Below are 23,177 nucleotides of genomic sequence, written 5' to 3'. Positions count from 1 at the left end.
GTCTGAGCATGCCGTCGCCGCGAGGAGCAGCACCAGAAGGAGCGTATTGCGGGGAGAAGTTTGCTTCACAGTGGTTCCTAGCAGTTCTGCGGCTTGGTTCAAGTCGCCGAGCTCAACCATGCCACACTGGGGCGGCAAGGACTTTGTCAAACAGATTGAGTAGCTGCGGAGCCGCTGCATCGAGCGAGTAATATTCTTCCACGCGCCGACGCCCGTTTGCCCCCAGTCTGGTCATCAGCTCACGGCTTGTGCCAAGTTCGTGAATGGCCCTCTCCCAATCAGCCTCTCCATGAACCAGGCGGCCGACATCGGGGGTGACGATCTCAGAGTTCACGCCAACGGAGCTGGCGATTACCGGTCGGGCAGCAGCCATATACTGGATCAGCTTGTAGCCGCACTTGCCTCGCTCCCAAGGTGTGTCGGCCAGGGGCATCACCCCGATGTCGAAAGATGCCACCAGCTCTCCTTCGGTGTCTTCGGTCCATTCGTGCTGCTCTTGAGGCACCGCCAGGCCGCTCAGCCTGCTGGCGCCTACGGTCACAAGAGTGAGGGGCAGCGATTCGCTGAGGCGGGTAAGCGCGCGAATGACGGGTGCAAGGTATCGCTCATTGGTCCGTGTGCCGATCCAGCCGACCCGGATACGCCCTCGATCGATCGGCGGTCGTGCCGGGTACCGCCTGGTGTCCACCACAGTGGGGATAATTGCGACGGAAGGCGCGCCGTGGCTTTGCGCATAATCTGCCAGGTAAGAGTTCCCGGCCGTCACCATGGCGCAACCAGACAATAGAGGATCGAGCTTGCTCTCCAGCAGTGAGCGAACGAAACCTTTTTTCCTGAGGTCGTAGTTGTGGAAGATCGCATCATCGAAATCGACTACGTACGGGACCGCTCGTGATCTCAGCATCCGTTCGAACATACCAGGGAGGAACGGAAACAGTTCCTTCTCCACCCAGACGAGATCGGCGCGCAAGGTGGCAAGCTGCGCCAGCCGTCGTACGTAGCTGAAAGCTATGTCGAACTTGTCCTTCTTCTTTCCCCCATAGAAGCGCTCCAGGTAGCGTTCAGACAGCAACGGGTAGAAGCTCACACGGCAGCCAGCCTGCTCCAGCGGGCGCTGAAATTGATGAAAGCGCAGCCGGCTGCTCGGCCCCACGGCTTCATACCGCGTGAAGCAGACAACGTGACGGCCATGTAGGTTCGGGAAGGCGTTCTGCAACTTCATGTCTATCGGATGGTTGGTACTGCCGAGGGCTTTAACGATCGCTGGAACGTAAACGCAATGGCACCAATACTCGCGTCCCGCCGCAGGCTTCTGACGAGTGTCGGGGGAGTTACGGCTGCCGGAGTGCTGCTGCCGATCGTGGAGCGCTCAAGCGAACCAGAGCGCGTCGTCCTGCCCGAGTTCCGTCGCCGCGGTGACCGGGACGATACAGCTGCGCTAATGCGAGCGGCCGAAACAGGCCGCCCGATCCATGCACCCGCCGGCCGCTACCTTGTGTCGATGACGGCTGCCGAAAACCTGCCGCCAACTTTTCGTCTGAAGGGCGACGGCGCGAAGGCAACTGTCTTTGCTCGCTCCTATAGCCGCCCCTCGCCTTTTATCCTTCATGCGGACAGCGGCTCTCCAAATCCTCGCGACAACTTCATGGATTACCGCATTCAGGGCCTGAGCTTCGAAGATGACGTCGCGCAGCGCGGCTTCAGCGAGTTTGATTACTTGGTCATGCTGAACGGCGTCACCGGTGCGCTGATCGAAGGCGTGGAGTTTCGCGGATTTCGGGGTGACGGGCTCTACATCGGATCGTCCACCGTACGCAGCCAGGAGCGGCACAATGCCGAAATCACCGTCCGTGCGTGTCATTTCGACGGGATGAACGCCAACACGCGCAACGCGATCTCCGTGCTCGATTGCGACGGCCTAGTAGTCGAGGGCTGCACTTTCTGGAACGTAGGGCGGACTGGCGGGCCCCTGCCGCCGGACCCGATGAACCCTTTCACTGGAGTTCAGTCGCCAGGCGCGATCGACATCGAGCCGGAGCCAACAGGTTTCTCCCGTGTCCAGAACGTGTCGATCCGCAATAACCTGTTCATCGGCGGGGGCGGGTATGCGGTCACGCTGAACATGTTCGAAAACACCGGGAAGGCTTTCCAGCGGCGCTTCTCGATCAGCAACAACCGGGTCTTAGACCGCTACGGCGGTTTTAGCGCACGCGGCTTCGCGAGCGGATCGGATGCTTCCATTCCTTACGATATTGCCATCTTGGACAACGTCGCGGAGCGGTGCCGCAAGCCATTTCTGGTCGACGGAATGCACGGGCTGCGCGTTACGAACAATCGCTTCATCGACTGTGCGGAAGAAGGTGAGCTCGGCTACCATCGTCGCAACTTTGAGGTGAAGCTTGCCTCGAACGAATTCCTGCGCGTGGGCTACGAGCGAGGTTTTGCGCTTTGGATCCGCAGCAGTGACGGTCTCGTTTTGCGAGAGAACACATTCCTCGACTGCGGGCTGCGGGACGGCTCGCGCGGGATCCCGATCGCGTTTGTGTCTGGCGTCAGCACGAACGTAAGTCTGCTGGAGAATATCGTGGAGAACAGGAGCGGCCGAACCACCGAGGCGACGACTGTGTTCGCCGAAGCGTCAGTGGATCGGCGGACTCTGACGGTGAGCGGCAATAGCGTTCGCGGTCCGGTGGATCGTGGCCCTACGGCCCTGTTCTGATCAGCCCTGACGCGCTGAAAGCCAGTCCCGGGTGAGCTGCAGCCCGCGCAGCCACGAAGTGGTGGGTTCCCACGCGAGCGCGCTGGCCGCTAGTTGTGGGTCCAGAACGCTGATCGGGACATCGGCGGCGCGGCCTGGCACCTGACGTACATCGAGCGGCCGCCCGGCGACTTCGGACACATCGGAGAGGACGGCGAGCAATTGGCGTCCGATGCCCGAGCCGATGTTGAAGAGCCGCTCGTCCCCTTCATGGAGCGCCGCACGCACGAGAGCGTCGGCAACATCTTCCACGTAGATGAAGTCGCGGACCAGCGAACCATCACCCCATAGCTCGATCGGGGCACCCTCGATCGCGGATTGCATGGCACGCGCTACCAGACCTTGTCCGCGCAGCGGGTCCTGCCACGGTCCGAACGGGTTCGCGAGCCGCAGCACATAGCTGTCGAGCCCCCGGTAGCGCCGGTACACGGCGAGGAACTTCTCGAGAGCGAGCTTGCCGACGCCGTAGGCGGAGATCGGATTGGTCTGCGCCGTCTCCTCCGTTGGAACGGGAGCGCCTGGGCCATATACGGTTCCCCCCGAGGAGGCGAAGACGAGCCGCTCAATCCGCGCTTCTGCGCAGGCTTCAAACAAGGCCAAGGAGGGCTGGAGGTTGCCGGTGAGTTCCTTCTCCGGCGTGAGGTTGTGAGCGGCCGGCGCACTTCCTCCAAGCAGGTGAAAGACGTGAGTCACACCTTGGACCGCCTCGGCGATCGCGTCACGCTCGTGGAATTCGCCCTCGATCCACTGGTCCGCCGCGGGCGCGTCCGAATACCGCGGCCGTCTGCCAAATGCCCGCACGACGGCGCCGCTCTGCCTTAGAGCGACAGTGAGATTGATGCCGATGAAGCCGCCTGCACCGAGAACAAGGCAGGTCTTACCTGCAAGAGGCCTGGTCACTCGCGCGTTCTTCGCAAGGCGTCGATGCGGCTATAGAACGTGTGCAGGAAAGCGTCGCGCGAGAAATGCTGTTCGAACCGGGCGCGAGCAGCACATCCCATCGTGTCGGCGGTCGGCCGCACCTCCAGCGCTCGCCGCAGAAGCCGGGCGATTGCCGCCACATCGGTCTCTGGCTCTATGATGGCGTCCCGGCCATCCTCTAGCCATTCGCTCGTGCCAACGGATCGGGTCAACAGCAGCAGCCGGCCGGCCGATAAGGCGTCAATCGAAACGAGTGGAAGTGTGTCGTCGCGCGATGGCACGAGCACCGCATCAACCTCGCTCATGACTCGTCTGTACGATTGCGTATCGAGCTCCCCACCGAAGGAAGCTTCGGCCAGATCGTCCACCTGCGCCAGTACGCCATCAGCGAAGTCGCGGTCAAGCACGCGCCCGAATAGCCTCATTCGAATGGCACCCCGTTCGTGGCAGTCCAGCGCCGCTATGCCGGCGAGCGCTAAATCCTGCCCCTTTCGCGGCTCGATAGAGCCGAAGACGCCCACGCGAAGGCAGTCGCCGATTGCTCCTAGCGGTTCGGCGGGAAGCGGATCGACCCCATAGGGAAAGATGCGCACATCGGGACGGGCAGTGCGCGCTATGGCCGCGCTGAGCTCGCTGCCCGCCCAAACCTCAGCTGCCGCGCCGAGCGGCAAGCGAACACTATCCCGAGCGATCTCCCGCTGCAGCAGCGAGACCTCGTGCAAATACCAGATTAGCGGCACGTGCTTGGACCAGATCTGTGCCAGCGGCGCGCAGGCGACGGTGTTCGTGATAGCGAGTTGCGCCGTATCCGCCAGATTGCGCAAGTAGGCGCTCCCCAACCGGGGGCGGACGTCTATCAGAACAACAGCTCCGGCGGCTTCGAACTCCGCGCGCATGGGGCCGCCGCCCATCGCCACCACAACGACATAGTAGTCGCGACTTAAGAGCGCCCGCGCCATTTCCAGCACGATACGCGGGGCCCCGCTCAAGCTGAGGTCATGCGAGCCGAGAAGCGCAAGTGGGCGGCTTTTGAAGTTCTCATTGGCGCGGAACAGATCTAAGGATCGCAGAATGTCGTAGCCATAGCGTGAAATACGTTTGGGCAGACGCTCCAAGGCGCCTTCGCAGCGGCGACGAAGTGACACCTCTTCGAGCTCCTATAGGCGCGGACACTGCTGCAGCCGCGTGCGTGGCGCTTAGCGCAGGCTGCAGAGCACTATCAAGGGAAACGGGACGCTTGTTGTCGCTGTTGGCGTCAGATAAGGTCCATCTGCCAGCCGGCGACGGCGCTTATCTGGATGAAAATGTCGGTTCGGAAGGCATTCGCCTGGTCATTCGCTGGACAAGGTCTAACACTGTTTGCGATGCTCGTGGCGCTGGTGTGGTTGTCCCGCATCCTGACCCCCTATGAGATGGGCGCGTACGCAACGGGTCAAGCGGTCAACGGCATTCTTGCAGCGCTGAGCGCGCTTGGCCTCGGAAGCTACATCATCCGCGAACGCACTGTCGATCGCGAGGTTCTCGGCGGCGCACTCTTCATCACTCTCACATTGTCGTTGCTGCTCACGGTCGTCACGTTTGTCGGTGCGGAAGCAATCGCGGTAGCAGTAGGCGACGCGAAGATCATCCCTGTCGTACGGCTGATCGCGTTTGTGCCGCTCATTAACGCGTTCGAACTGGTCCCGCTGGCCCTTCTGCAGAGAGAGATGCGGTTCGGTGCGGTCTCGCTGCTGCTGGCGGTTCGCGCCGTCGTCGGAACGGCCGTGGCCATCAGCGCCGCCTTGTTGGGCGCACGGTACATGTGTGTGGCTTATGGGGCGGTAGCGGCTTCCCTCATCAGCGTGATCGGGTCCCATTTGGCCGCCCCGGGCCACCTGCGGCTCGTGCCCAGCTTGGCACGTTGGCGCACCATGCTTCTTTTCGGCGTGAAAATTCTTGGCGTTGGAGGCCTGTCGATCCTTGCTATGCGCGCTTCTGAGCTCGTGCTCGGCTCGATGCTGGGACTGGCGGCCCTCGGGATCTATTCGCGAGCGAGCACGGTCTACAACACGCTGTACAGCAGTGTTTTCGGCGGCATCGGCAGGGTGCTCATGGCTCGGCTGGCCGTCGACCAGCGCGCTCAGGTCAGCCTTCGCACGAGCTACATCGGTGGGCTGCATCTCAGCCTCGCTGTCATGTGGCCGGTGCTCCTGGGCATCGCGGTCCTCGCCGGGCCGGCAGTACAGGTTGTCTTCGGGCCCGAGTGGGTGGGAGCATCCGGTCCGCTGGCGATCCTCATGATCGCTCAGGCGATCGCGATGATTTTCGGAATGAGCTACGAGCTCTTCATCCTACGTGACGAGCTCGGCCGCCAGGTCCGCTTCGAATCGATCAGATCGCTGGCGGGGCTGGCCTTCTTTACGTTTGGTTGCTTCTTCGGGATCGAGGCGGCGGCTTACGGGCGCCTTGCTGAGGTCCTGTTTGCGACCTTCATGTACGTGCCCCAGATCCTGCGGATGACCGACGTCAGGGCGCGAGAGTTCGCCCGGGCTCTCTTTACTAACGCGATCATTGCGGCAGCCAGCATAGCGCCTGGAGCCATTCTCCTCCTAGTCGTCGGCACTTCCGCGCTTCCGCCGCTTCTGCTAATTGGAGCGTCTATTCTCGGTGGCGCGATATTCTGGCTGGTTGCGGTGCATCTCGTGCGCCATCCACTGGAAAGCGAGCTGCTAAATGCTTTGTACAAGGGTCGTGTGGCGCTGGGTCAGTTCCGCCGAAGCGGCAACTCGACATAAGACGAGGGCGTCAGGTGGGTATTGAAGTTCAGTCGGTGCGACTCCTAGCCCAAGCGGCGGAGCTGGGCGTAAGTTTTTCGAAGACGCTGACCATCGGACGCCAGCGGATGATGGTCAGCGAAAGCGAAGCCGTCGCCGCACTCAAGAGTTTCGGGCACCGGACGTCCGACTTCGATCCGGCGCAGATCGCAGGGAAGATCGATCCCTTCTCGTCGAAGTTGTTCGAGCTCCTCGGGGCTCAAAGCGTGGATGCTCTCGACTACTCGGATTACGAAGGCGCAACGGTCATCCACGACCTCAACAGTCCGTTGCCGCGAGAGAAGGGGGCTAGGTATACTGCGGTGTTCGACGGGGGGACGCTGGAACACGTCTTCAATCTGCCGACCGCGTTAGCGAGCCTGATGCACCTGCCCGAGGTCGGCGGCCACCTGATCGTGGCCGTGCCGGCGAATAACGAGATGGGTCACGGGTTTTATCAGTTCAGCCCGGAGTTGTTCTTCCGCACCCTCAGCGAAGAGAACGGGTACAAGGTGGAAGGAATGTTCCTCGCCCCTTTCTTCTGTCTGGAACCTTGGCTCATGGTCCGTGACCCAGCCAGAGCAGGCCAGCGGGTCGGCTACGCCGGTTGGGCCATGCCGACTTATGTGCTGGTGATTGCCCGACGAATTGCGGAGGTGGCTCCTTTTCAGCGTGCGCCGCAACAGACCGATTACGTTCTGGATTGGGGCGCAGCCGAAGCGGCAAACAATACGCGGCGCGAAGCCGTCCGTCCGTCCTTTATTCGCCGAGTGATCCAGGACATCGCCCCGCAATCGGTCCTCCGAAAGGCGCGCCATCTCAGGGCACGTTGGGCCCGACCCGATCCTCGTTCGATGGTCTCCTTTGCTCCCTCACGAGGAGGCGCAGCGGAAATCCGCTCGTTCTATGCCGAGCCAGAGACTCGCTGAGGCAGAATACCCGTACCGGTGATCGCTTACCAATCTGCCGCAGTCACGCATCTCGAGGTCTAATCCGCCGATGGGGTTCAGTACTTGAGCGGGGAAGCCAACGGTTCCTCGTCGAGCGAACTACCGGTCCGGGGCACCTGTTCTGCTCCGCTCGGTGCCACTGTTCGCTGCCCGAGCGCCACCAGCGGCAGGAAGAACATCCACTGGAAGATATATGATTCCAGGTAGGGATTAGTGAAAGTCGCGATTGTCGCGGTGACAAGGCCGCCGGACAGGTAGATGTCGTAGCGCGTCAGCTCGCGCGCCTGGAAGCGCTGGGCCACGGCGAATATGCCGACTAAGAAAGGCAGCGCGTAGATTAGAGTTCCCAGGATGCCGACGCGAAGTACGGAAGCGAGCGGCAGAAGCTCGTAGCGCCAGGGGAATTCGTCGCTCCGAAGATAGGCCACCCCCACTCCGTGTCCATGACCCAGCCCGTACGACTCTTCGATGCCGGCCCACAACGCGTCAGCTTGCTCCACGCGCTCCGAACCACCGCCGCTCGTCAGCTTCTCCCAGAATAGCTCTGCGATGAAGCGGAGGTCGAGTTGGGTGAAGACAGTGTTGAGGATCACTACTCCCACCGTGATAGCACCGAGCACGCCTATCGCCGGAAGCAGCGGGATCCCACCGGTTTTGCCTTCGACGTAGCGAGGATGCAGGCCCGGGCGCAGCAGTGTGCCAAGCACGAAGCCGATCGGTATCGCGATCAGAAACGCCGCCCTTCCCGAGGTCGCTGCCGCCGCGATCAGCGCCGCGGGAGTGGCAAATCGTGCCAGTCGCCAGCGCAGCACGGCGGGCTCGGCGAAGAAGGCTCCCGCTAGGAAGATCATTGAGCCGTACACCAGCATCGTTGCACCGGCGAAACCACCGCTCACGTTGATGTTTGCGTCTTCCGTCAGGAACCGCACCGACTCGCGGCCAAAGGCGAAGTAGGCGTAGAAAAAGAGGACAATGCTCGCGATCGCAGCCCAAGTCAGGACCAGGAGCCAATTGACGGTCCTCTTCACTCCAAGCCGCTGTATCAACGAAGTGCTGATGACGATCCAGATCAGGGGCGAGGCAACGTAGACAAGCGCGCTCTGGATGATTGCGTCGTTAGGCGCGCCGTTGGTGAACCCGATGAAGAGGTAGAGGACGCTGATGACGGTGCCCAGGCAGTATAGTATAAGTAGAATGGACACCCAGCGCGTAAATTGAAGTCCGAGCGCCGCAAGAAGGGCGGTGACTACGAGAAGGGCTGCAGTGGGAACTTGGAACGAGTGCGGCACCACCACGCAAACGACCAGGGACAGCACGAGAAGGAAGCGAGTTACGAGAGCGAGGAACCCCCGCTCGGGTCCCGGACGAAGCAATGATCCAGTCATGCTCCGGAAGCCTCGCGTCTGCTGATCCGAGCCAGCGAAGGAAGGTGTGTATAGAGCATCGCGAACCCCTGCCATGTCGCTAATAATTCGGCGACGGAGCCACGCGCCAGTGCGAGCGCAGTCCGGGTGAGCGGTTCGACAAGGAGGGCCGCGCTCCATACTGCAGCGGCAGACCCGCGGGAAAGATGTTTCCTCGCATAGGTAAGCCGACCCGATATGGCCAGACAAAGCCGACGTGCCTTGATGCGCTCAGATGTCCCCCCTCCTGCATGAAATGCGCTCACATCGGCTAGAAAGCGCCTTCGCAAGCCTAAGTCGGCGATACGCCGCGACAGGTCGAGGTCTTCGAAATAGACAAAGTAGTCTTCATCGAAGCCGCCGACCTGCTCGAACACCCGTCTGCGAACGCAGTAGAATGCGCCAATTACGTGATCGACATCCTGCGAGGAAAGATGATCGAACTCCCGCATGATGACCGGGGGAAACAAACCTGGAGCTAGGCGAGCTAAGCCGGTAGCCTCGCCTACGAGGCTGCGCCAGCCGGGAAACCGGGCGCAGTGTCTTTGCGTGTTTCCTTCGCGATCAATCAACCGGATTCCCCCCACAGCCACATCCGCGTTCTCCGGCCGATCCATTTCTTCCAGCACACCAGAGATTGTTTTATCGAACACTTCAGCATCAGGATTTAGAAAGAGAATGTATGGCGCGCGGCCCCGACCCGCAGCGACATTGCAGGCTCGACCAAATCCAAGGTTGGCGCCCGCATAGACCACTTGCAGCGGCAACTCCGGCACGTTCAGCTCGGCTGACGCATCGGTCGAATTGTTGTCGACGACGATGATCTGATCGATGCGCGACATATCCGAAGCCGCGATTGAGCGCAGGCATGCCGCAAGAAGAGGGCCGGAGTTCCAGTTTACGATAGCAATATCAACCCTGGGCGCAGTCATAGCACCCCCTCCGGTGAAAGACCTTGCAGGGAAAGGAGCCTCTCCAGGCGGCGCCTTTCTTGGAAGCGCTGATTACGCCCGAACAGCGATCTTTTGAGGAAGGGAAATCCCTCCTCTATTAGGTCCGCCGCGTTGCACAGCGAGGGGTCTGCGACCTTCTGTTCCGCCCGTCTGACGAGCCCAGCTTTCATCGCCGCCGCGCCGAGCAGCGGCGTCTCGGCTTCATGCGCCCCTGGCGCGAACCAGAGCGCTCCAACCGAACATCCGCTGCGCGAGGCGGTACGGGCGAGGCGGGTTTCCTGCCGGCAAACGACGTCCTTCCAACTATCTAGCGCCCTCCTGGACGATAAGACAGGCTCCAGCGCCTCCACCAGTTCGAGGTCTACGCCGCGAAACAGAAGGGCGTAGCTCTGCAGGTGATTCTCCATCGCGGAGCTGCCGAGAAAGCCGGTGAGCCGCCACGGCGCTGCCTCGATCAAGCTGTCGATATCGCCGAACGGACCGAGGACGGAATCATTTTGAAGATAGAGGTCTGCGCCGGGTGAATGCCGTGCCACCTCCTGCAGCATAAAGGCGTAAGCGGAGAAATCGAACCCGGACAGGCCCTTCCAGTACAGTGCATCCGCCCCATCAACGACATCCGGCAGGTCGGAGGGGGATGCGCTAGCGAGCACGACGGCATTCCGGCCGCGAAGGTTCCTGAGCCGGGCCAGCGAGTCCTGCTGCCCGGCTCTCAGCCGACCGTCGGGCGCGTAAAGAAACAGCATGTTCCAGCGTGGGGCCGGTTCAATCGGCCGAATGGCCTGCCAGGCAGGAGGCGGCTTCCATCCCCTAGCCTGCGAACGAAGCCGCATGAGGCGGACGAGCGCCGAAGGCTTGCTTGGCTGATACGTCCAATCCCGAACGAGGGTGGGGGGAAGCGTCATCAGCGCGATCCGTAACCGGTGAGCATCGTGCGGATGGTACGCGCGATGATCAGGGCGTCGATCCACGGAGAGAAGTTCTTGATGTAGTAAAAGTCATAGTGCAGCTTATTGCGCACCTCATCGACGCCGGCAGCGTGACCCTGGCAGACCTGAGCCCAACCAGTGATCCCTGGCCGCACGATGTGACGGTACCGGTAGAATGGTATTTCGCTCTCGTACCACTGCGAAAGGACTATCGCTTCCGGCCGCGGGCCGATCCAGCTCATCTCTCCGCGTAGGATGTTCACGATCTGCGGCAACTCATCAAGGCGCGTCTTCCGGAGAAACCGTCCCAGCAGCGTCACGCGGCTGTCGTTCGGCTGGGTCATGGCGGAAATCCGGCTATCGCCGCCGGAGCCATCCACACGCATCGTCCGGAACTTGTACACGGTGAAAGGCTCGCCGCGAAAGCCGGTGCGCGTCTGCCGGAAGATCACAGGACCAGGCGAGGACAGGCGCACCGCGATCGCCGTCAACAGAAGGACTGGAAGCAGGAGGATGATGGCGACCACCGCAGTCAGCCAATCGGCTATATATTTAACCCGCTGATACGCGGAGAGCGGGATCAGCGATCCAAAGCTGTTTTCCGACAGGTGCTCAAGTTCGACGCGCCCCGTGAGGGACTCCATCAGGTGCTTGAGGTGGAATACAGGTATCCCGGCCAGAGCCATGCTGGCGAGTGCCCGGTCCCACTCTTCCGGAAGGTCGACCCGCAGGTCGGTGGCCACGGCGTCGAGCCCCATCCAATCCTCCGACCGAGGGTCCGACAGCGAACTCCAGACGACCGTCGGAAGGTTCGGCGCGCGGAAGGTGCCCGTCAGATCGACGATGCCCACCAGCAGTTTCTGCACTCGCTGACGGCGGAAATGGACGTAGAACAGCCAAGCGATGCTGATCGCAAAGGCGAGCAGGAGCGTTAGGCGATTGTACTCAAAACGGCCGAAAACGAAGACCAGCAGAAGAAACGAAAACGCGATTCCCAGGGACGGCAGGATGTAGGCGCTCGTTTCGACTCCCGGGTATGTGGTGACGTTTCTCAGAAGCCAGATGCCCGCGGTGATAGCGACGGTGCACCCAACGAATGTGAACCACAAGGTATCGAGCGCCTCGCGGTCAATTGTCTCATACCGGTAGATGTAAGGAACGACAGCTGCAAAGAGGATGCAGCCGCCGAGCTGCACCGGCCAGCCCGCCCAAAAGCCTCGGCTGCGTTTCCTCAGCACCGGCTCGCACCCTCGCCAGAGAGCTGGATCTTGCGAGCATGCGCGGGCAGGAGTGCAACCTCCAGCATATTGCACAAGCGGCTCGCCTGCCCCGAAACGAAGAGCGCACGGGTTCCTGCACGGGTTCCTCCTGCAGTCGAGAGGAGCCCTATCGGCAGTGCGAAATGAGAGGGTAAGTTCAAGTTCAAGTTCAAGTTCAAGTTCATCGCTCTTGAGGCGCCGATTATCCCTGCCTCTTGTCCGAAGCCGGCATTCTTGGTCGGCTAGCGAAGCTTCCTGATAGAGGTGACGAGGAGGCCAGCACTTGGATCCAAGTCCGCTTCCGGCAGTGCAATTTCCAGACGCTGGAGTACGCAGCCCGCCGGAACGCTGAATTCCAGCCGGACTTGCCCTTCAGCGGTCCTCGCAGAACGGCCAAGCAGGCTTCCGTCGCTCGCACAATGCGCCGACAGAGCAGGCTCCGCCGCGCCTTCGTCGCTCAAAGCCGAATAGGCCAATCCAAACCGATGCTGTCCCACCGGTAGCGCGACGAGCTGGCTTGCAGCAGGCTTGGCAGTGCCAGAGGAAGCTTCGATCAGAAGCCCGTCCGGCGAAAGCACAGCGGCCTCGGCGCCTTCGCCCGTTTGCCAATCGAAGATGGTCGCCCCTTGGGAAATTGGGCGGAAGGTCGGATTGCGGACAGGCGCCGCTGCCCGCTCCGGCCGGTAGGCGGCGAACAGGGATAGCGCCTCGCGATATCGTGCATCGTCGACCAGCCGCTGGAGAGCGGTCCGCAGAGCCGGGTCCGCAACGGGCGCGCCGGAGGCGGCCATGGCGCTAAGGAGACCATGAACCGCATCGAGGTCGCGGCCACTCTGCGCCAGCTGTTGCACGAACTGCTCGGCCCATGAAGGACGCTGAGCGAGAACCTCGGCCAGCCGGCGAGATACGATGGGGTTTCCGACCGCCGTGACGAGCACGGGGAAGAGAAGCGACGGTGCGCTACGCGCTGTGCGCATGGCGGTGTCATAGTGGGTGAGGGTACGTTCGACGTCGCCTTGCTCCGCCGAGTATTCGATCCACCAAAGCTGTGCGGCAAGATTGCGGCGCGAGAGCCTTTGCGCATAACGCATCGCCTCAACGGCGTCCGTCTCCGAACCATCGAGCTGACGAAGCACAGCAACGTTCGCTGCTGCGCGGCTGTTCGTTGGATCAATCTGTAATGCTTTGGCAGCCTGGCGCCCGGCCAACTGGAGGTTGGCGGAAGGGGCGCCTGAAACCGCGGCATGCGCGGCGGCGGACAGTGCATCCGATTGGTTCGGGTTCAGGCGAAGCGCCAGCTGCGGCTGCGTATCGGCTAATGCGAGGGCGAGGCTTTCCTTCCCTGCCACGAATGCGGCGGCGAGGGCGCCGCACACGAGTGCAGACTTGAGCACAAGGAAACGCCTCATGTCCTAGGCGCTTGTCGCTGGTGTTGGGTCACCGTACTCGTAACCATAAGTGTAGCCGTAGCCCTTACTCGACTTCTTGGGATCAAACTTCGTGACCACAATGCCCAGTAAGTGCGTCGAGGAAGCGGACAGCCGCTGCAGCGCGGCGCGCACTTGACCGACCCGAATGCCGTGAGCCTCGACAGCGTAAACAACCCCGTCCACGTGACCAGCAATTAGCGGTACGTCAGCGAGGCCCATCACTGGCGGAGCGTCGATTACTATGTGATCGAAGTCCTTCGATAGCTCCTGAAGCAACGATGAGATTCTGCTTCCAGTCAGCAGTTGCGCGGCGTTCGGTGGGATCGGACCCGCCGTCATCGCGCTGAAGCCAAAGCCTTCCACCGGGAACACGAGCTCAGACGCTGGTGCATTCGCTGAAAGGTAAGTGCTCAGCCCACGTTCGTGGCCCGTGCCGATCAGATGGTGGACAGAGGGTGAGCGCATGTCCCCGTCGATCAGCACCACGCGCTTGCCCGCACGAGAAAGCAAGACTGCCAAGGCCAGCGAGGTCGTTGATTTGCCCTCGCCGGGGCGCGTGCTGGTGACGGCGAGCGATCGGGGCACGCCGCGCTCGGTGGAGAACTGCAAGCTCGTCTGAACGGCCAAGTAGGCATCAACCAAAGCCGACTTGGGATCTTGCAGTGCCTCGCGGGGCTCCTCGTCGGCTGTCCTTGGGACACTGCCCAAAAGGGGCAGCCCGAAGAGACGCTCGGCGTCGCTGGGGTCAGCCATAGTTTCGTCGCTCTGATCAAGCAGGAATGCGGCCACGGCGCCAACAGCAACACCTGCAAACAAGGCGAGGATAAGATTCAGAAGAAGGCGGGGGCTCGATGGACGCAGCGGCAGATCAGCCCGATCGACGACCGCAATGTTGTTCGTTCCGACACCTCCGGCGATGCCGATCTCTTTGTACCTTTGAAGCAAGGCATCGTAGAGCTGACGGTTCGTATCCACTTCTCGGCCCAGGACCCGGTATTGTATGCTCCGGCGTCGCTGATCGAGAAAGCTTGCTTCAAGCTGAGCAACCCTGGTTTGCAGAGCCTGCTCGCGTTCCGCAGCCGCGCGGTAAGCTACCTGAACCGCTCCGCCGATGCGGCCCTCTTCGCGACTGATACTCCGATCCAGCTCGCTGATTTGCCGCTGAAGCGCCCGAGCAGGAGGATACGCCGGCTCAAATTGCGTCAGCAGCTTTTGATAGTCAGCTGAAAGCTCCGCTCGCTTGGCTCGCAACTGATTGAGCGCGTTATTTTCAAGGGACTCGCTAGATTCTCCGGCGCGTCCCTGGACAGACGTAAGTCGCGCCTGCGCTGCCACTCGTGCCGCAGTTGCCTGAGCAAGTTCCCCGTTCAAGGCGACTAAATCGAAGGCAACCGTCGACTGCTCCGAGCCGTCCTTGCCCGCACCGGGGAGCGTGATAATTCGCTGATCCTGAGCATAGTTCTGCAACGCGATCTCGGATTCATCGAGCCGTGTCCGTAGTCCGGCGAGTCGCTCTTCGAGAAAGTTGCGGGCGTAGGAGCTCGCGTCGTAACGGCGTTCCAAATTGGACTGAATGAAGTTCTCGGCCCAGGCATTCGCCACCTTCTGCGAAAGGGCTGCGTCTGGGCTAGTGAAGCTGATGTCGACCAGTCTCGATTGCCTCTGCGGCAAGATACGGACGTTATCCAGCAGCACTTCTCCCGCAGCGCGCAGCCGGCGCGTACGATCCGCGACCGGCCTGCGCTGAGTAGCTGCTTCGGAGAACAAGGCGCCGTTCTCATCGGCGTTGAACATGTCAAAGAATGCTGGATTGTCCGCAAGTTTCAGCTCTGCCGCAACTTTTTCCGCCAATGATTGCGCGCGCAAGAGACCGTACTGGGTCTGGTAAAACTCCTGATCAGCGTCCGTCGCGTCTTGCTCAACCCCCTGCATGTTAACGATTTGAGCGCTTTCGCGCTTGATCTCGATCTGGCTCGTGGCGGTGTATTTCGGCGTCATGAGCAGGGTTATGATGACGCCCAGTGCCAAGAAACCCCCTACGATGGCGAGGAAAACCTTGCGCCACCGCCAAAAGAGATTGCCATAATACCGAAGGAGGGGCGTTGATTCTTCCGCGCTCGCGCCGATGGATCCGGGGAGCACGCTCCCAGTATCAAATCCAGGCTGAAGACCGAGAATAGCTTTGTTCATCGAAGACGAGATCCGTTAATTCTGAAGCGCAATAATGAGCGGCGCCGTCAGCAGGGGCGCAACCGATACAAGGTCTTTGAACAGTCGTCGCTGAGGCGAGTCACCGACCACTACCACGTCGTTGGCGTAGATCGGAGGGTCCATGTAGACGCCCCGGCGGATCGCTCCGAGGTTGTAGAGGCCCGCCATCCGAGCTCCGTCCACCGTCCGCAGAACCACCACATCCTTGGTGTTGCCGAACTCTGACACTCCTTCGGCGGACGCGATGGCCCGCATGAGGGTCATCTGATTAGTAACAGGATACAGGCCGGGGCTCTCCACTTCGCCATCGACTGTCACGACCTGGCTTGCGCTGTTACGCACATTGACCGTCACCTGAGGGTTCTTAACGTACTGGCGAAGCCGGTCAGCGACGAAGCTGGACACTTCGGGAGCCGTTTTGCCGCGAACGTCGACCGTTCCCACGAGGGGCATAGCGATACGACCACTGGAATCCACTTGGGTCTCGGTACTTAGCGCTTCGACCCCGTAGACCGTGATAGCGATCGTATCGAGCGGACCGATAAGGCTTTCGCGATCCGACGCCACCAAATCGCCGCGGGACGGAGGCGGCAGCGCCTCCGTCTGAACCACGCGAAGGCCGTTTACCGGAACAACGTCGGGGGTGGAGACGCAACCGGACAGGATCAGCGCGCCGCCGAGCGCGAGAATTGAAAAACGCATTGCTTGAGTTGCCCTTCGTCTCGCCCGGCCATAGCTGCGACCAACAGGCCCGTAAAGCGTCAGCTCTCCCGGGGACCACCGGACCTGCCGACGCGCGGCAGAACCATCCAGGCGCAGGCAAGCACAAGCGTAACCATCATTAACGGGGTCCGAACGGGGTAGTCCACGATGCTCGCCAAGGCGATGAGCAGGACCATCAGCGTGCCCGTCAGATTGACCGGGGTTTCCGCCTTAGAGGGTTTCCGCCGCAGAATGCCGACGGCCGTCACGGCATACCAGACCGCAAACCCGATGAGGATGGCGAGCCCAGCTACGCCGGCTTCGATCGCCAACTGGAGGTAATCGTTGTGAGCTTCATTCAAGTACTGGAGCGAAAGCAGGTCGAACGGCTCGGCCGCCCGGAAGGCGGGTTCGAACCCGCCGAAGCCGGTCCCGAAGGGAAAGTAGTCTCGAAGCAAGCCGATCATCGTCGGGAAGGCTCGGGCCCGCAGATCGTCCGCAGGGTTGAGCCCGAACAGGCGTACTACCGACTGCGCTTGTGGGGAGCTGACCGCCACGAACGCCACGATCGCCACACCTGCAGCACCTGCACCGAGAAGCGCGGCACGCATGCGCGCCGTCAGCAGTTTGAACCCCGCGAGCAGGGCGCCGAAGTGGATGGCAATCGTTCCGGCGACTGCAATCAGCCCCAGCACGAGGCCGGCTCGCGAGCCGGTGGTGAGCAGCGCTGCCGCGAGCAGCACGGCGGCGAAGCTGGCAAGCCAAAGCCGCAGAGTCCCACTTTCTCGGGCAGAGCCAAGAAAGGCCCACGCGGCCAGCACGGGAAAGCCCATGGCCAACAGTAGTGCCTGATGATTACGGTTCGCAAAAAAGCCGATCCCCGCATTTGCGCTATTGACCGCGTACCACCTCAACGGACCTGCATTCCCGCCGTTCATTTGTGCCACGCCCAGCACCGCGCTCAGCACTATGATCAGAGCGAACGGGCCGATCAGCCGAATTCGCTCTCCCGGAGTAAGAAAAAGTAGCGCAAGGAGGACGCTTGAAGGCGGAATCAGCGCGTACAACGCGTTATGTGCCAGCGGGGGCACCAGCGCCCATGGCCGCCACGGTTGCTCCACGGCTCCGATCGCTGCCGCTGGCTCAATCAGGTCCCGGCCCGGCATTGCAGTCCAGATGGACGGTGGCAGCGGCACCAGCATGGCTCCCGCCAACATCGCTAGAAGTCCCACAAACAGCAGAGGCACGCGAAGCGAGCGGTTTTCAGCCGGGCTCCGCACAAGCACGACTAAGGCGAGCGCGAGCGGAAGAAGGATTCGCACAACTGCCTGCGCCAACGAGTCCTCTCGAGACGCTCCACCTGACAGTGCCGCGATGATCAACATCGCGACGACCAGCCAATAGCCTAGCGATCTGCGATCGGGGCGGATTAGGAGGGGTACGCGTCCCAACATAACTGCGATCTAGCAACGGGAGCGAGGAAGGTCGAGGCTCGCCGGAATGAAAGGTTATTGCGAGGTTAGCCGGAGCAGCTTGCGCCTCTCGTGCCGGAAATTAAATGGGGGGGCTTGCGGATCCGTCATCCCCTGGTCAGTGCGTCGCACTCCCGGTTGAGCGGGATCTTGGATGAACGGGGCACTTCGCTTTGCCGCTGAGCTCTCTCTGGCTGAGGAGGAAGTGTGCTTTAGTTGCCCTCATCAACTGAGAGTGCTGCCAAACTGTCATCAGGATCAGGGGCGCGAACGGCCCGAAAGACCCGTCGCGCGCTAAAAAACGAAAGGTTACATCCGGACGACAGTGCGCTTGGGGCGCATCTAAGGCGGCCATGCGCAATCCTCGTGAGGAATCAGTGCTCTACCCGATCAAGATTGCTTGACTCAGCGCTTGCGAACACCTTTGGCATCCGATAGGAGACGCGCAGGTTCGAATGTTAGGGAGAGGTGCACGCTCGGCGTTTAGACAGATTGCACTCGATGAACGTGGCCGAATGGCTTCATTCGCGGTCTGAGGCGTCGCCCATCGCGCGCTCAATAGCTTAACGGGACTAGCGGCTCGCAACTCGGTTTTGAATACGGATCAGTCTTAGGAGTTTAATATGCCTATTTTTGTTGGAACTGGCTCGCCTGACACTATCGTCGGCAGCGCTGAAGCTGACACCATCAATGGTGAAGGCGGAAATGATATTCTCTTCGGTTTGGCTGGTGATGATTCGCTAAACGGTGGTGCGGGCGACGATTCGCTCATCGGCGGAGCTGGGAACGATACGACCAATGGCGGGGCGGGTAATGACACCCACTATGTCAACAATAATGGCGATGTCATTGTTGAGGCTGCCGGCGGCGGAACTGATACGGTCCTTGCTTCGGCAAGCTATGCGCTTACCTTGGGCGCTGCGGTAGAAGTGCTTGGTTACCGCGCGACGCCGACCGATACGACGGCTGCGCCGAGCGGAGCTTCCAATACAACCGCCGTAGTCGACGTAAATCTCACGGGTAATGAGTTTGCGCAGACGATTAACGGGACTGCCGGCGCTAATGTTTTGGTCGGCGGTCGCAACGCCGATCCGACCACCGGAGACACTCTCATTGGCTACAATGGAGATGATACCTTCGTTGTGACTAACGCGAATGACCTAATTTACGGCGGCGCCTTTAATGTCGCCAGCGCTACTGACGGCATCGACACCGTGTTTGTTTCGGTTGCGGATTTGGAGGCTCAAGGGCAGGCAGTCGCGACTTATACCTTGGCAGCGAATAGCTCAATCGAGGTGCTTTCCGCGCAGAACCAGTCGGGCACTGAGAACCTGCGCCTTACCGGTTCGGCTGCCGGCGGCGAGACTGTTATCGGCAACTTTGGCGCTAATACTCTGAGCGGAGGTGGCGGCGGTGACACGCTCATTGGTCTCGACGGTAATGACACCTACCTTCTGACCAATCCTGGCGACGTAATCCTTCAGGAAACCGCTGGAAATGACACTGTCAATTTCCAAGCGGGTGCTGGCGCGTCGTTCAGTTTCCTTACCGCCGGCAGTGGCGCAATGGCGAATCTTGCGGTTGAGACGATCAATCTCGGTGGCGCTACCGTAAACGTCACCGGCTCAAATGTTGCGCAGGTGATCAACGGTACTGCTGCGAGTGAGACTCTCAACGGTGCTGGCGGTGTGGACACCCTCGTTGGCGGTGGTGGCAGTGACACTTATGTTGTCGACGTTGATGGTGAAGTAATCACTGAGGCGCAGGCAGCAGACACCGATGTCCTGATCTTCAATGGCACGACTGGAGGCTTCAACCTTGCTGAAGGCGTTGATGTAGAAATCATGGCGGTGGGGGATTCCACTACCGGCGCGCGTCTCGGCTCCTCTGGTGATATCAACGGCGCTGCTGCTGGTACGCCGGGTGTGTATCTCGTCGGTAATAGCTTGGCGCAGACCATTTTCGGTGGTGGTGGTAATGACATCCTCAACGGTGATCGCGGCGCGACAGGTGCGGCAGACGTCCTTGTTGGCGGCGCTGGGAACGATATCTATCGTGTCTATGGGCAGGATGACCAAGTCCATGAGTTCGCCTTTGACAGCACGGGTGCTTTGCTAGGCGGTGTTCCGTCGAACGCTGGTGGTAACGACATTGTATATACCAGCGCTGATTACAGCCTCGCGACCAACGTGGCGAATATCGGTGGAACAGTTGGTGGTGCCGGGGATTATGTTGAAACCCTGTCGGCGGCCGATCAATCGTCCACGACTGGTTTGAACCTAACCGGTAGCGGAATCGCCAATAAGATCATCGGTGCGCAGGGTAACGATACCCTCGACGGCGGTGGCGGCGGTGTCGACACTCTCCAGGGTCTCGGTGGGAACGACACTTATACCATTCGGAACACTGGGGACGTAATTCTCGAGGCGGTCGGCGGCGGTACTGATACCGTGAACTTGGGTGCTGTCGGTGTTACGATGACCAGCTACACTCTCAACGCGGGTGCGGAGGTTGAGGTGATCAACCTCGGCGGGACCGTTACCAGCGCTACTGGCAACTCGTTTGCTCAGGTCATCAATGGTGCCCGAAACTCTGATGGCACTGCTCTCGCTGTTAACGAGACGATCTCAGGCGGCGGCGGTGCCGACACCCTCAGGGGAGGCGGGGGCAACGACCTTTACCTTGTCGGAAATCCCGAAGTCGTACTGCAAGATACCCTGGGCGATAACGGCGTATACTACACGTCGAACACCGGCGGGATTAACGTCGGAAATGCTGTGACGGTGAGCACGATCCGGGCGCAGAACGCCGATGGCACTCTGACCACTGGCGATGTTTACCTAGTTGGTAACAATCAGGCGCAGGAAATCTTTGGCAACACTGGGAACAATATCCTCAATGGTGCTGGTGGTTTGACGTCAGATGGTCGAGGTGACACCCTCTCTGGTGGCGCGGGTGATGACATTTATCGGGTCTTCAGCAGCAACTTCTCGGGATCGAAGACTGCTTCTGGGCAGGGTGACCAAATCATCGAGACGGTAAACGCTGGTACTGATACCGTTTATACTAGCGCGAACTACGTTTTGCAGGCCAATGTCGAGAACTTGATCGCGGCTGACCAGAACTTCCAGACAAACCTGACGTTGGTCGGTAATACACTGAACAATTCGATATCAGGTTCCGCTGGTAACAACGTCCTCGTGGGTTCGACTGGCCGCGACTTCCTGACCGGGCTCGGTGGTGCTGACACGTTCCATTTTGCGGAAATGGGTGTGGACGACGCCGATACGATCCAGGATTTCTTTGCCGGTCAGGGCGACAAAATCTCGTTGGACGTCGGAGTGTTCACTGGCTTCGGGGCGTCGATTGACGGAAGCGAGTTCCAGCTCGGAACCGTGGCGACTGGCAATCAGGCCACCATCCTTTACGATCAGGCGACTGGTCGTCTGTTCTATGATGCTGATGGGGCTGGCACTGGGAGCGACGCGGTACTCTTCGCCCAGCTCACGCCGGGCACGGGTCTCGCGGCCGATGACTTCCTCCTCACGCCGGCGAACACCATTCCGACCCCACAGCCGTAAGGCAGCGGTTAGGGATCAGAGTACGGAAGGGCCCCCTGTCGGGGGCCCTTCTTTTTTTCCTCAACGCACACAGGGCCCCGAAGATGGACAATCCTTCGGTGCTTGGTTAATCGGTCGTGCAGGGCTTACCGTTCAAAGCGGCGGCACATACGGATCGACTGCACGGTCCATGGACCTTCGAGAACAATCTACTATGCAAACTCGGCCGAGGACACTGATCGCTATCAGTTTGCGAGCATGCCTAACGCTCGCGCTTGGTGTCGAGGCTGTTGTGGTTGCACAGTCCCCAACTAAGGCAGAGGCTCTTCGTGGAGATCTGATGGTTGATGCCCGATATCGGCTGTCCTCTCGTGTAGACCTTCAGGCTAATCAAACAACGTCGCCCCCTCCTCAATCAGAGTCGCTGTCACAGAGCGTCGACTGCCCTTCAGAGCAGCGCCCGTCGGTCAGTCCGCCACCTCCTGTAACTCCCACAACGATGGCTAATGGCGCGGTTCTGCCGGATCGAAGTCCCCGACCTATGACTTTGGATAAAGCGAACGACCCAATCTTTCAGGCGACATCTCGCATCGCTGAGCCCGTGGGATTTCGGGCGCTTGTGCAGCGCGCAGTTGAGCTTCATCCTCAAGTGAAAGAGAACGAGGGGTATTCAGAAGAGGCGCGCTATCTCTTGCGGCAGCAGGAAGCTGGTCTGTTGCCTTCGGCCGAAATTAATCTCTCCTATTTCCGGGTCATCGACCGGAACTTCGAGAGCGACTCGCTCGACAATATCTTGGAGAGGACCCGCGCCACCGAACGAGCGGACGAGGTCATCAGTGTCAATCAACTCGTTACCGACTTCGGAGCTACGGCGAACAGGATCAAGGCTGCTGCCAACCGTCTGCGCGCAGCAGCCCTTGGCGTAGACAATGCCGCCGAGCAGGTCGCACTTAATACCGTTGCCGCCTGGTACGATGTATATGCCCTACGAACAGTTCTCGCGGTCACCCGTGCATATCGCGCGGACCAAGAGCAAAGCCGGAGTGCCATTGCTCAACGAATTGAACAAGGTGCCTCCGCTGAAGTTGACGGCGCACTGGTTGAGAACGCCATTGCTCAGCTCGACATTCGCAATGCGCGATTTTCGCAACAGCTCGCCGAAGCTGAGGCCCGGTTCACGGAACTCACCGGTGCGCCGCCTCCTGAGGGTCTCATGCGTGCTCCCGAGCTCGGGCGCATTCCGGCGACAGTCGAGGGCGCACGGGCAGAGGCCGAAAATGTCACTGCCAGTGTGGCTGCGCGGTTCCAGGCTCGCGCGGCTGAGCTGGATGCCAAGGCTAGCAGGCGTGACCTCCTACCCTCGATCGGAGCATCGGTGAACGCGGCACGCTATGGCGTCCTGGAATCGCCGCGCGAATATGATGTCGTCGGCCGAGTGACCTTGCGTCAACGCCTATTCGGCGGGCTGCCGCAACGGGCCGCGGCGGCGGGAGCCCGGGCAGATGCAATTGCCGCGCGCGCGCGGCGGGTGGCTGAGGAAAACGCACGTGATGCAGCGATCGCCTTTGCTAAGCTCAAGGCCCTGGACGCGCAGCTGGTTTCGCTTGAGGCGGCCTATATGGCGACGCGGGCGACACGTGACGCAACCCTGTTGCGGTTTGCCAATTCTCGCGGAACCCTGTTTGATGCAATAAATGCCAGCGATACCTTCTATGCAGCTGCTGCCGCTTATATCGAGGCTTTGACCAACCGCGACACGGCCCGCTATGAGCTTCTGGCGCGAACAGGAAACCTGCTCCCCGCACTCGAGATTTCCTCTTACGAGATTCCCCGCTAA

16 protein-coding genes are annotated in these 23,177 nt (G+C 60.7%); 5 read left to right on the top strand and 11 right to left on the bottom strand.

All coding sequences use genetic code 11. The features are described from left to right. Window positions 1-112: 112 nt before the first annotated feature. A complete protein-coding gene (locus C0V74_RS08275) occupies window positions 113-1,222 on the bottom strand; it encodes a glycosyltransferase family 4 protein (RefSeq protein WP_143251380.1) in 1,110 nt (369 codons plus the stop codon). A 123-nt stretch (window positions 1,223-1,345) separates the two neighbouring features. Between C0V74_RS08275 and C0V74_RS08270 the strand changes: the two genes are divergently transcribed. Next, a complete protein-coding gene (locus C0V74_RS08270) occupies window positions 1,346-2,719 on the top strand; it encodes a right-handed parallel beta-helix repeat-containing protein (RefSeq protein WP_168194190.1) in 1,374 nt (457 codons plus the stop codon). Here the strand turns inward: C0V74_RS08270 and C0V74_RS08265 are convergent, their stop codons facing one another. Then, a complete protein-coding gene (locus C0V74_RS08265) occupies window positions 2,720-3,658 on the bottom strand; it encodes an NAD-dependent epimerase/dehydratase family protein (RefSeq protein WP_143251376.1) in 939 nt (312 codons plus the stop codon). Next, the gene (locus tag C0V74_RS08260) at window positions 3,655-4,794 is read right to left on the bottom strand and encodes a glycosyltransferase family 4 protein (RefSeq protein ID WP_168194189.1); all 1,140 of its coding nucleotides are present in this window, start codon (window positions 4,792-4,794) and stop codon (window positions 3,655-3,657) included. The genes C0V74_RS08265 and C0V74_RS08260 overlap by 4 nt, the downstream gene beginning before the upstream one ends. Window positions 4,795-4,977: 183 nt before the next feature. On the opposite strand from C0V74_RS08260, the gene C0V74_RS08255 reads away from it, so the two are divergent. Then, window positions 4,978-6,453, top strand: coding sequence for an oligosaccharide flippase family protein (locus C0V74_RS08255; RefSeq protein ID WP_143251372.1), 1,476 nt, complete (start codon window positions 4,978-4,980; stop codon window positions 6,451-6,453). Between the two features lie 14 nt (window positions 6,454-6,467). After that, on the top strand, window positions 6,468-7,400 hold the full coding sequence (locus C0V74_RS08250; RefSeq protein WP_143251370.1) for a hypothetical protein: 933 nt from the start codon (window positions 6,468-6,470) through the stop codon (window positions 7,398-7,400). Window positions 7,401-7,477: 77 nt separating this feature from the next. Here the strand turns inward: C0V74_RS08250 and C0V74_RS08245 are convergent, their stop codons facing one another. From C0V74_RS08245 to C0V74_RS08210, 8 genes are all read right to left on the bottom strand, one after another. Then, window positions 7,478-8,737, bottom strand: a complete 1,260-nt coding sequence (locus C0V74_RS08245; protein ID WP_143251369.1) for a hypothetical protein — start codon at window positions 8,735-8,737, stop codon at window positions 7,478-7,480. Between the two features lie 65 nt (window positions 8,738-8,802). Further along, window positions 8,803-9,756, bottom strand: coding sequence for a glycosyltransferase family 2 protein (locus tag C0V74_RS08240; RefSeq protein WP_143251367.1), 954 nt, complete (start codon window positions 9,754-9,756; stop codon window positions 8,803-8,805). Continuing rightward, the gene (locus C0V74_RS08235; RefSeq protein WP_143251366.1) at window positions 9,753-10,523 is read right to left on the bottom strand and encodes a hypothetical protein; all 771 of its coding nucleotides are present in this window, start codon (window positions 10,521-10,523) and stop codon (window positions 9,753-9,755) included. Before C0V74_RS08235 ends, C0V74_RS08240 begins: the two co-directional genes overlap by 4 nt. 158 nt (window positions 10,524-10,681) lie before the next feature. Further along, window positions 10,682-11,944: a sugar transferase gene (locus C0V74_RS08230; protein ID WP_143251364.1), complete on the bottom strand. Its 1,263-nt coding sequence runs from the start codon at window positions 11,942-11,944 to the stop codon at window positions 10,682-10,684. Window positions 11,945-12,207: 263 nt separating this feature from the next. Continuing rightward, window positions 12,208-13,374: a hypothetical protein gene (locus C0V74_RS08225; RefSeq protein ID WP_143251362.1), complete on the bottom strand. Its 1,167-nt coding sequence runs from the start codon at window positions 13,372-13,374 to the stop codon at window positions 12,208-12,210. A gap of 3 nt (window positions 13,375-13,377) precedes the next feature. Beyond that, entirely contained in the window at window positions 13,378-15,585 is a 2,208-nt protein-coding gene (locus C0V74_RS08220; RefSeq protein WP_143251361.1) for a polysaccharide biosynthesis tyrosine autokinase, read from the bottom strand. A 15-nt stretch (window positions 15,586-15,600) separates the two neighbouring features. Next, window positions 15,601-16,308 (bottom strand): polysaccharide biosynthesis/export family protein, encoded by a 708-nt coding sequence (locus C0V74_RS08215; RefSeq protein WP_143251360.1) that lies wholly within the window; start codon window positions 16,306-16,308, stop codon window positions 15,601-15,603. A gap of 59 nt (window positions 16,309-16,367) precedes the next feature. Continuing rightward, a complete protein-coding gene (locus C0V74_RS08210; RefSeq protein ID WP_168194186.1) occupies window positions 16,368-17,555 on the bottom strand; it encodes an O-antigen ligase family protein in 1,188 nt (395 codons plus the stop codon). Window positions 17,556-18,403: 848 nt separating this feature from the next. On the opposite strand from C0V74_RS08210, the gene C0V74_RS08205 reads away from it, so the two are divergent. Together C0V74_RS08205 and C0V74_RS12895 are read left to right on the top strand one after the other, a co-directional pair. Then, window positions 18,404-21,361 (top strand): calcium-binding protein, encoded by a 2,958-nt coding sequence (locus C0V74_RS08205; RefSeq protein WP_143251357.1) that lies wholly within the window; start codon window positions 18,404-18,406, stop codon window positions 21,359-21,361. Beyond that, window positions 21,243-23,177, top strand: coding sequence for a TolC family protein (locus tag C0V74_RS12895; RefSeq protein WP_349236005.1), 1,935 nt, complete (start codon window positions 21,243-21,245; stop codon window positions 23,175-23,177). Before C0V74_RS08205 ends, C0V74_RS12895 begins: the two co-directional genes overlap by 119 nt.

This window comes from Altererythrobacter sp. TH136 (assembly GCF_007065885.1).
Classification (GTDB): domain Bacteria; phylum Pseudomonadota; class Alphaproteobacteria; order Sphingomonadales; family Sphingomonadaceae; genus Tsuneonella.
This window is presented reverse-complemented; position numbering and strand designations above follow the sequence as displayed.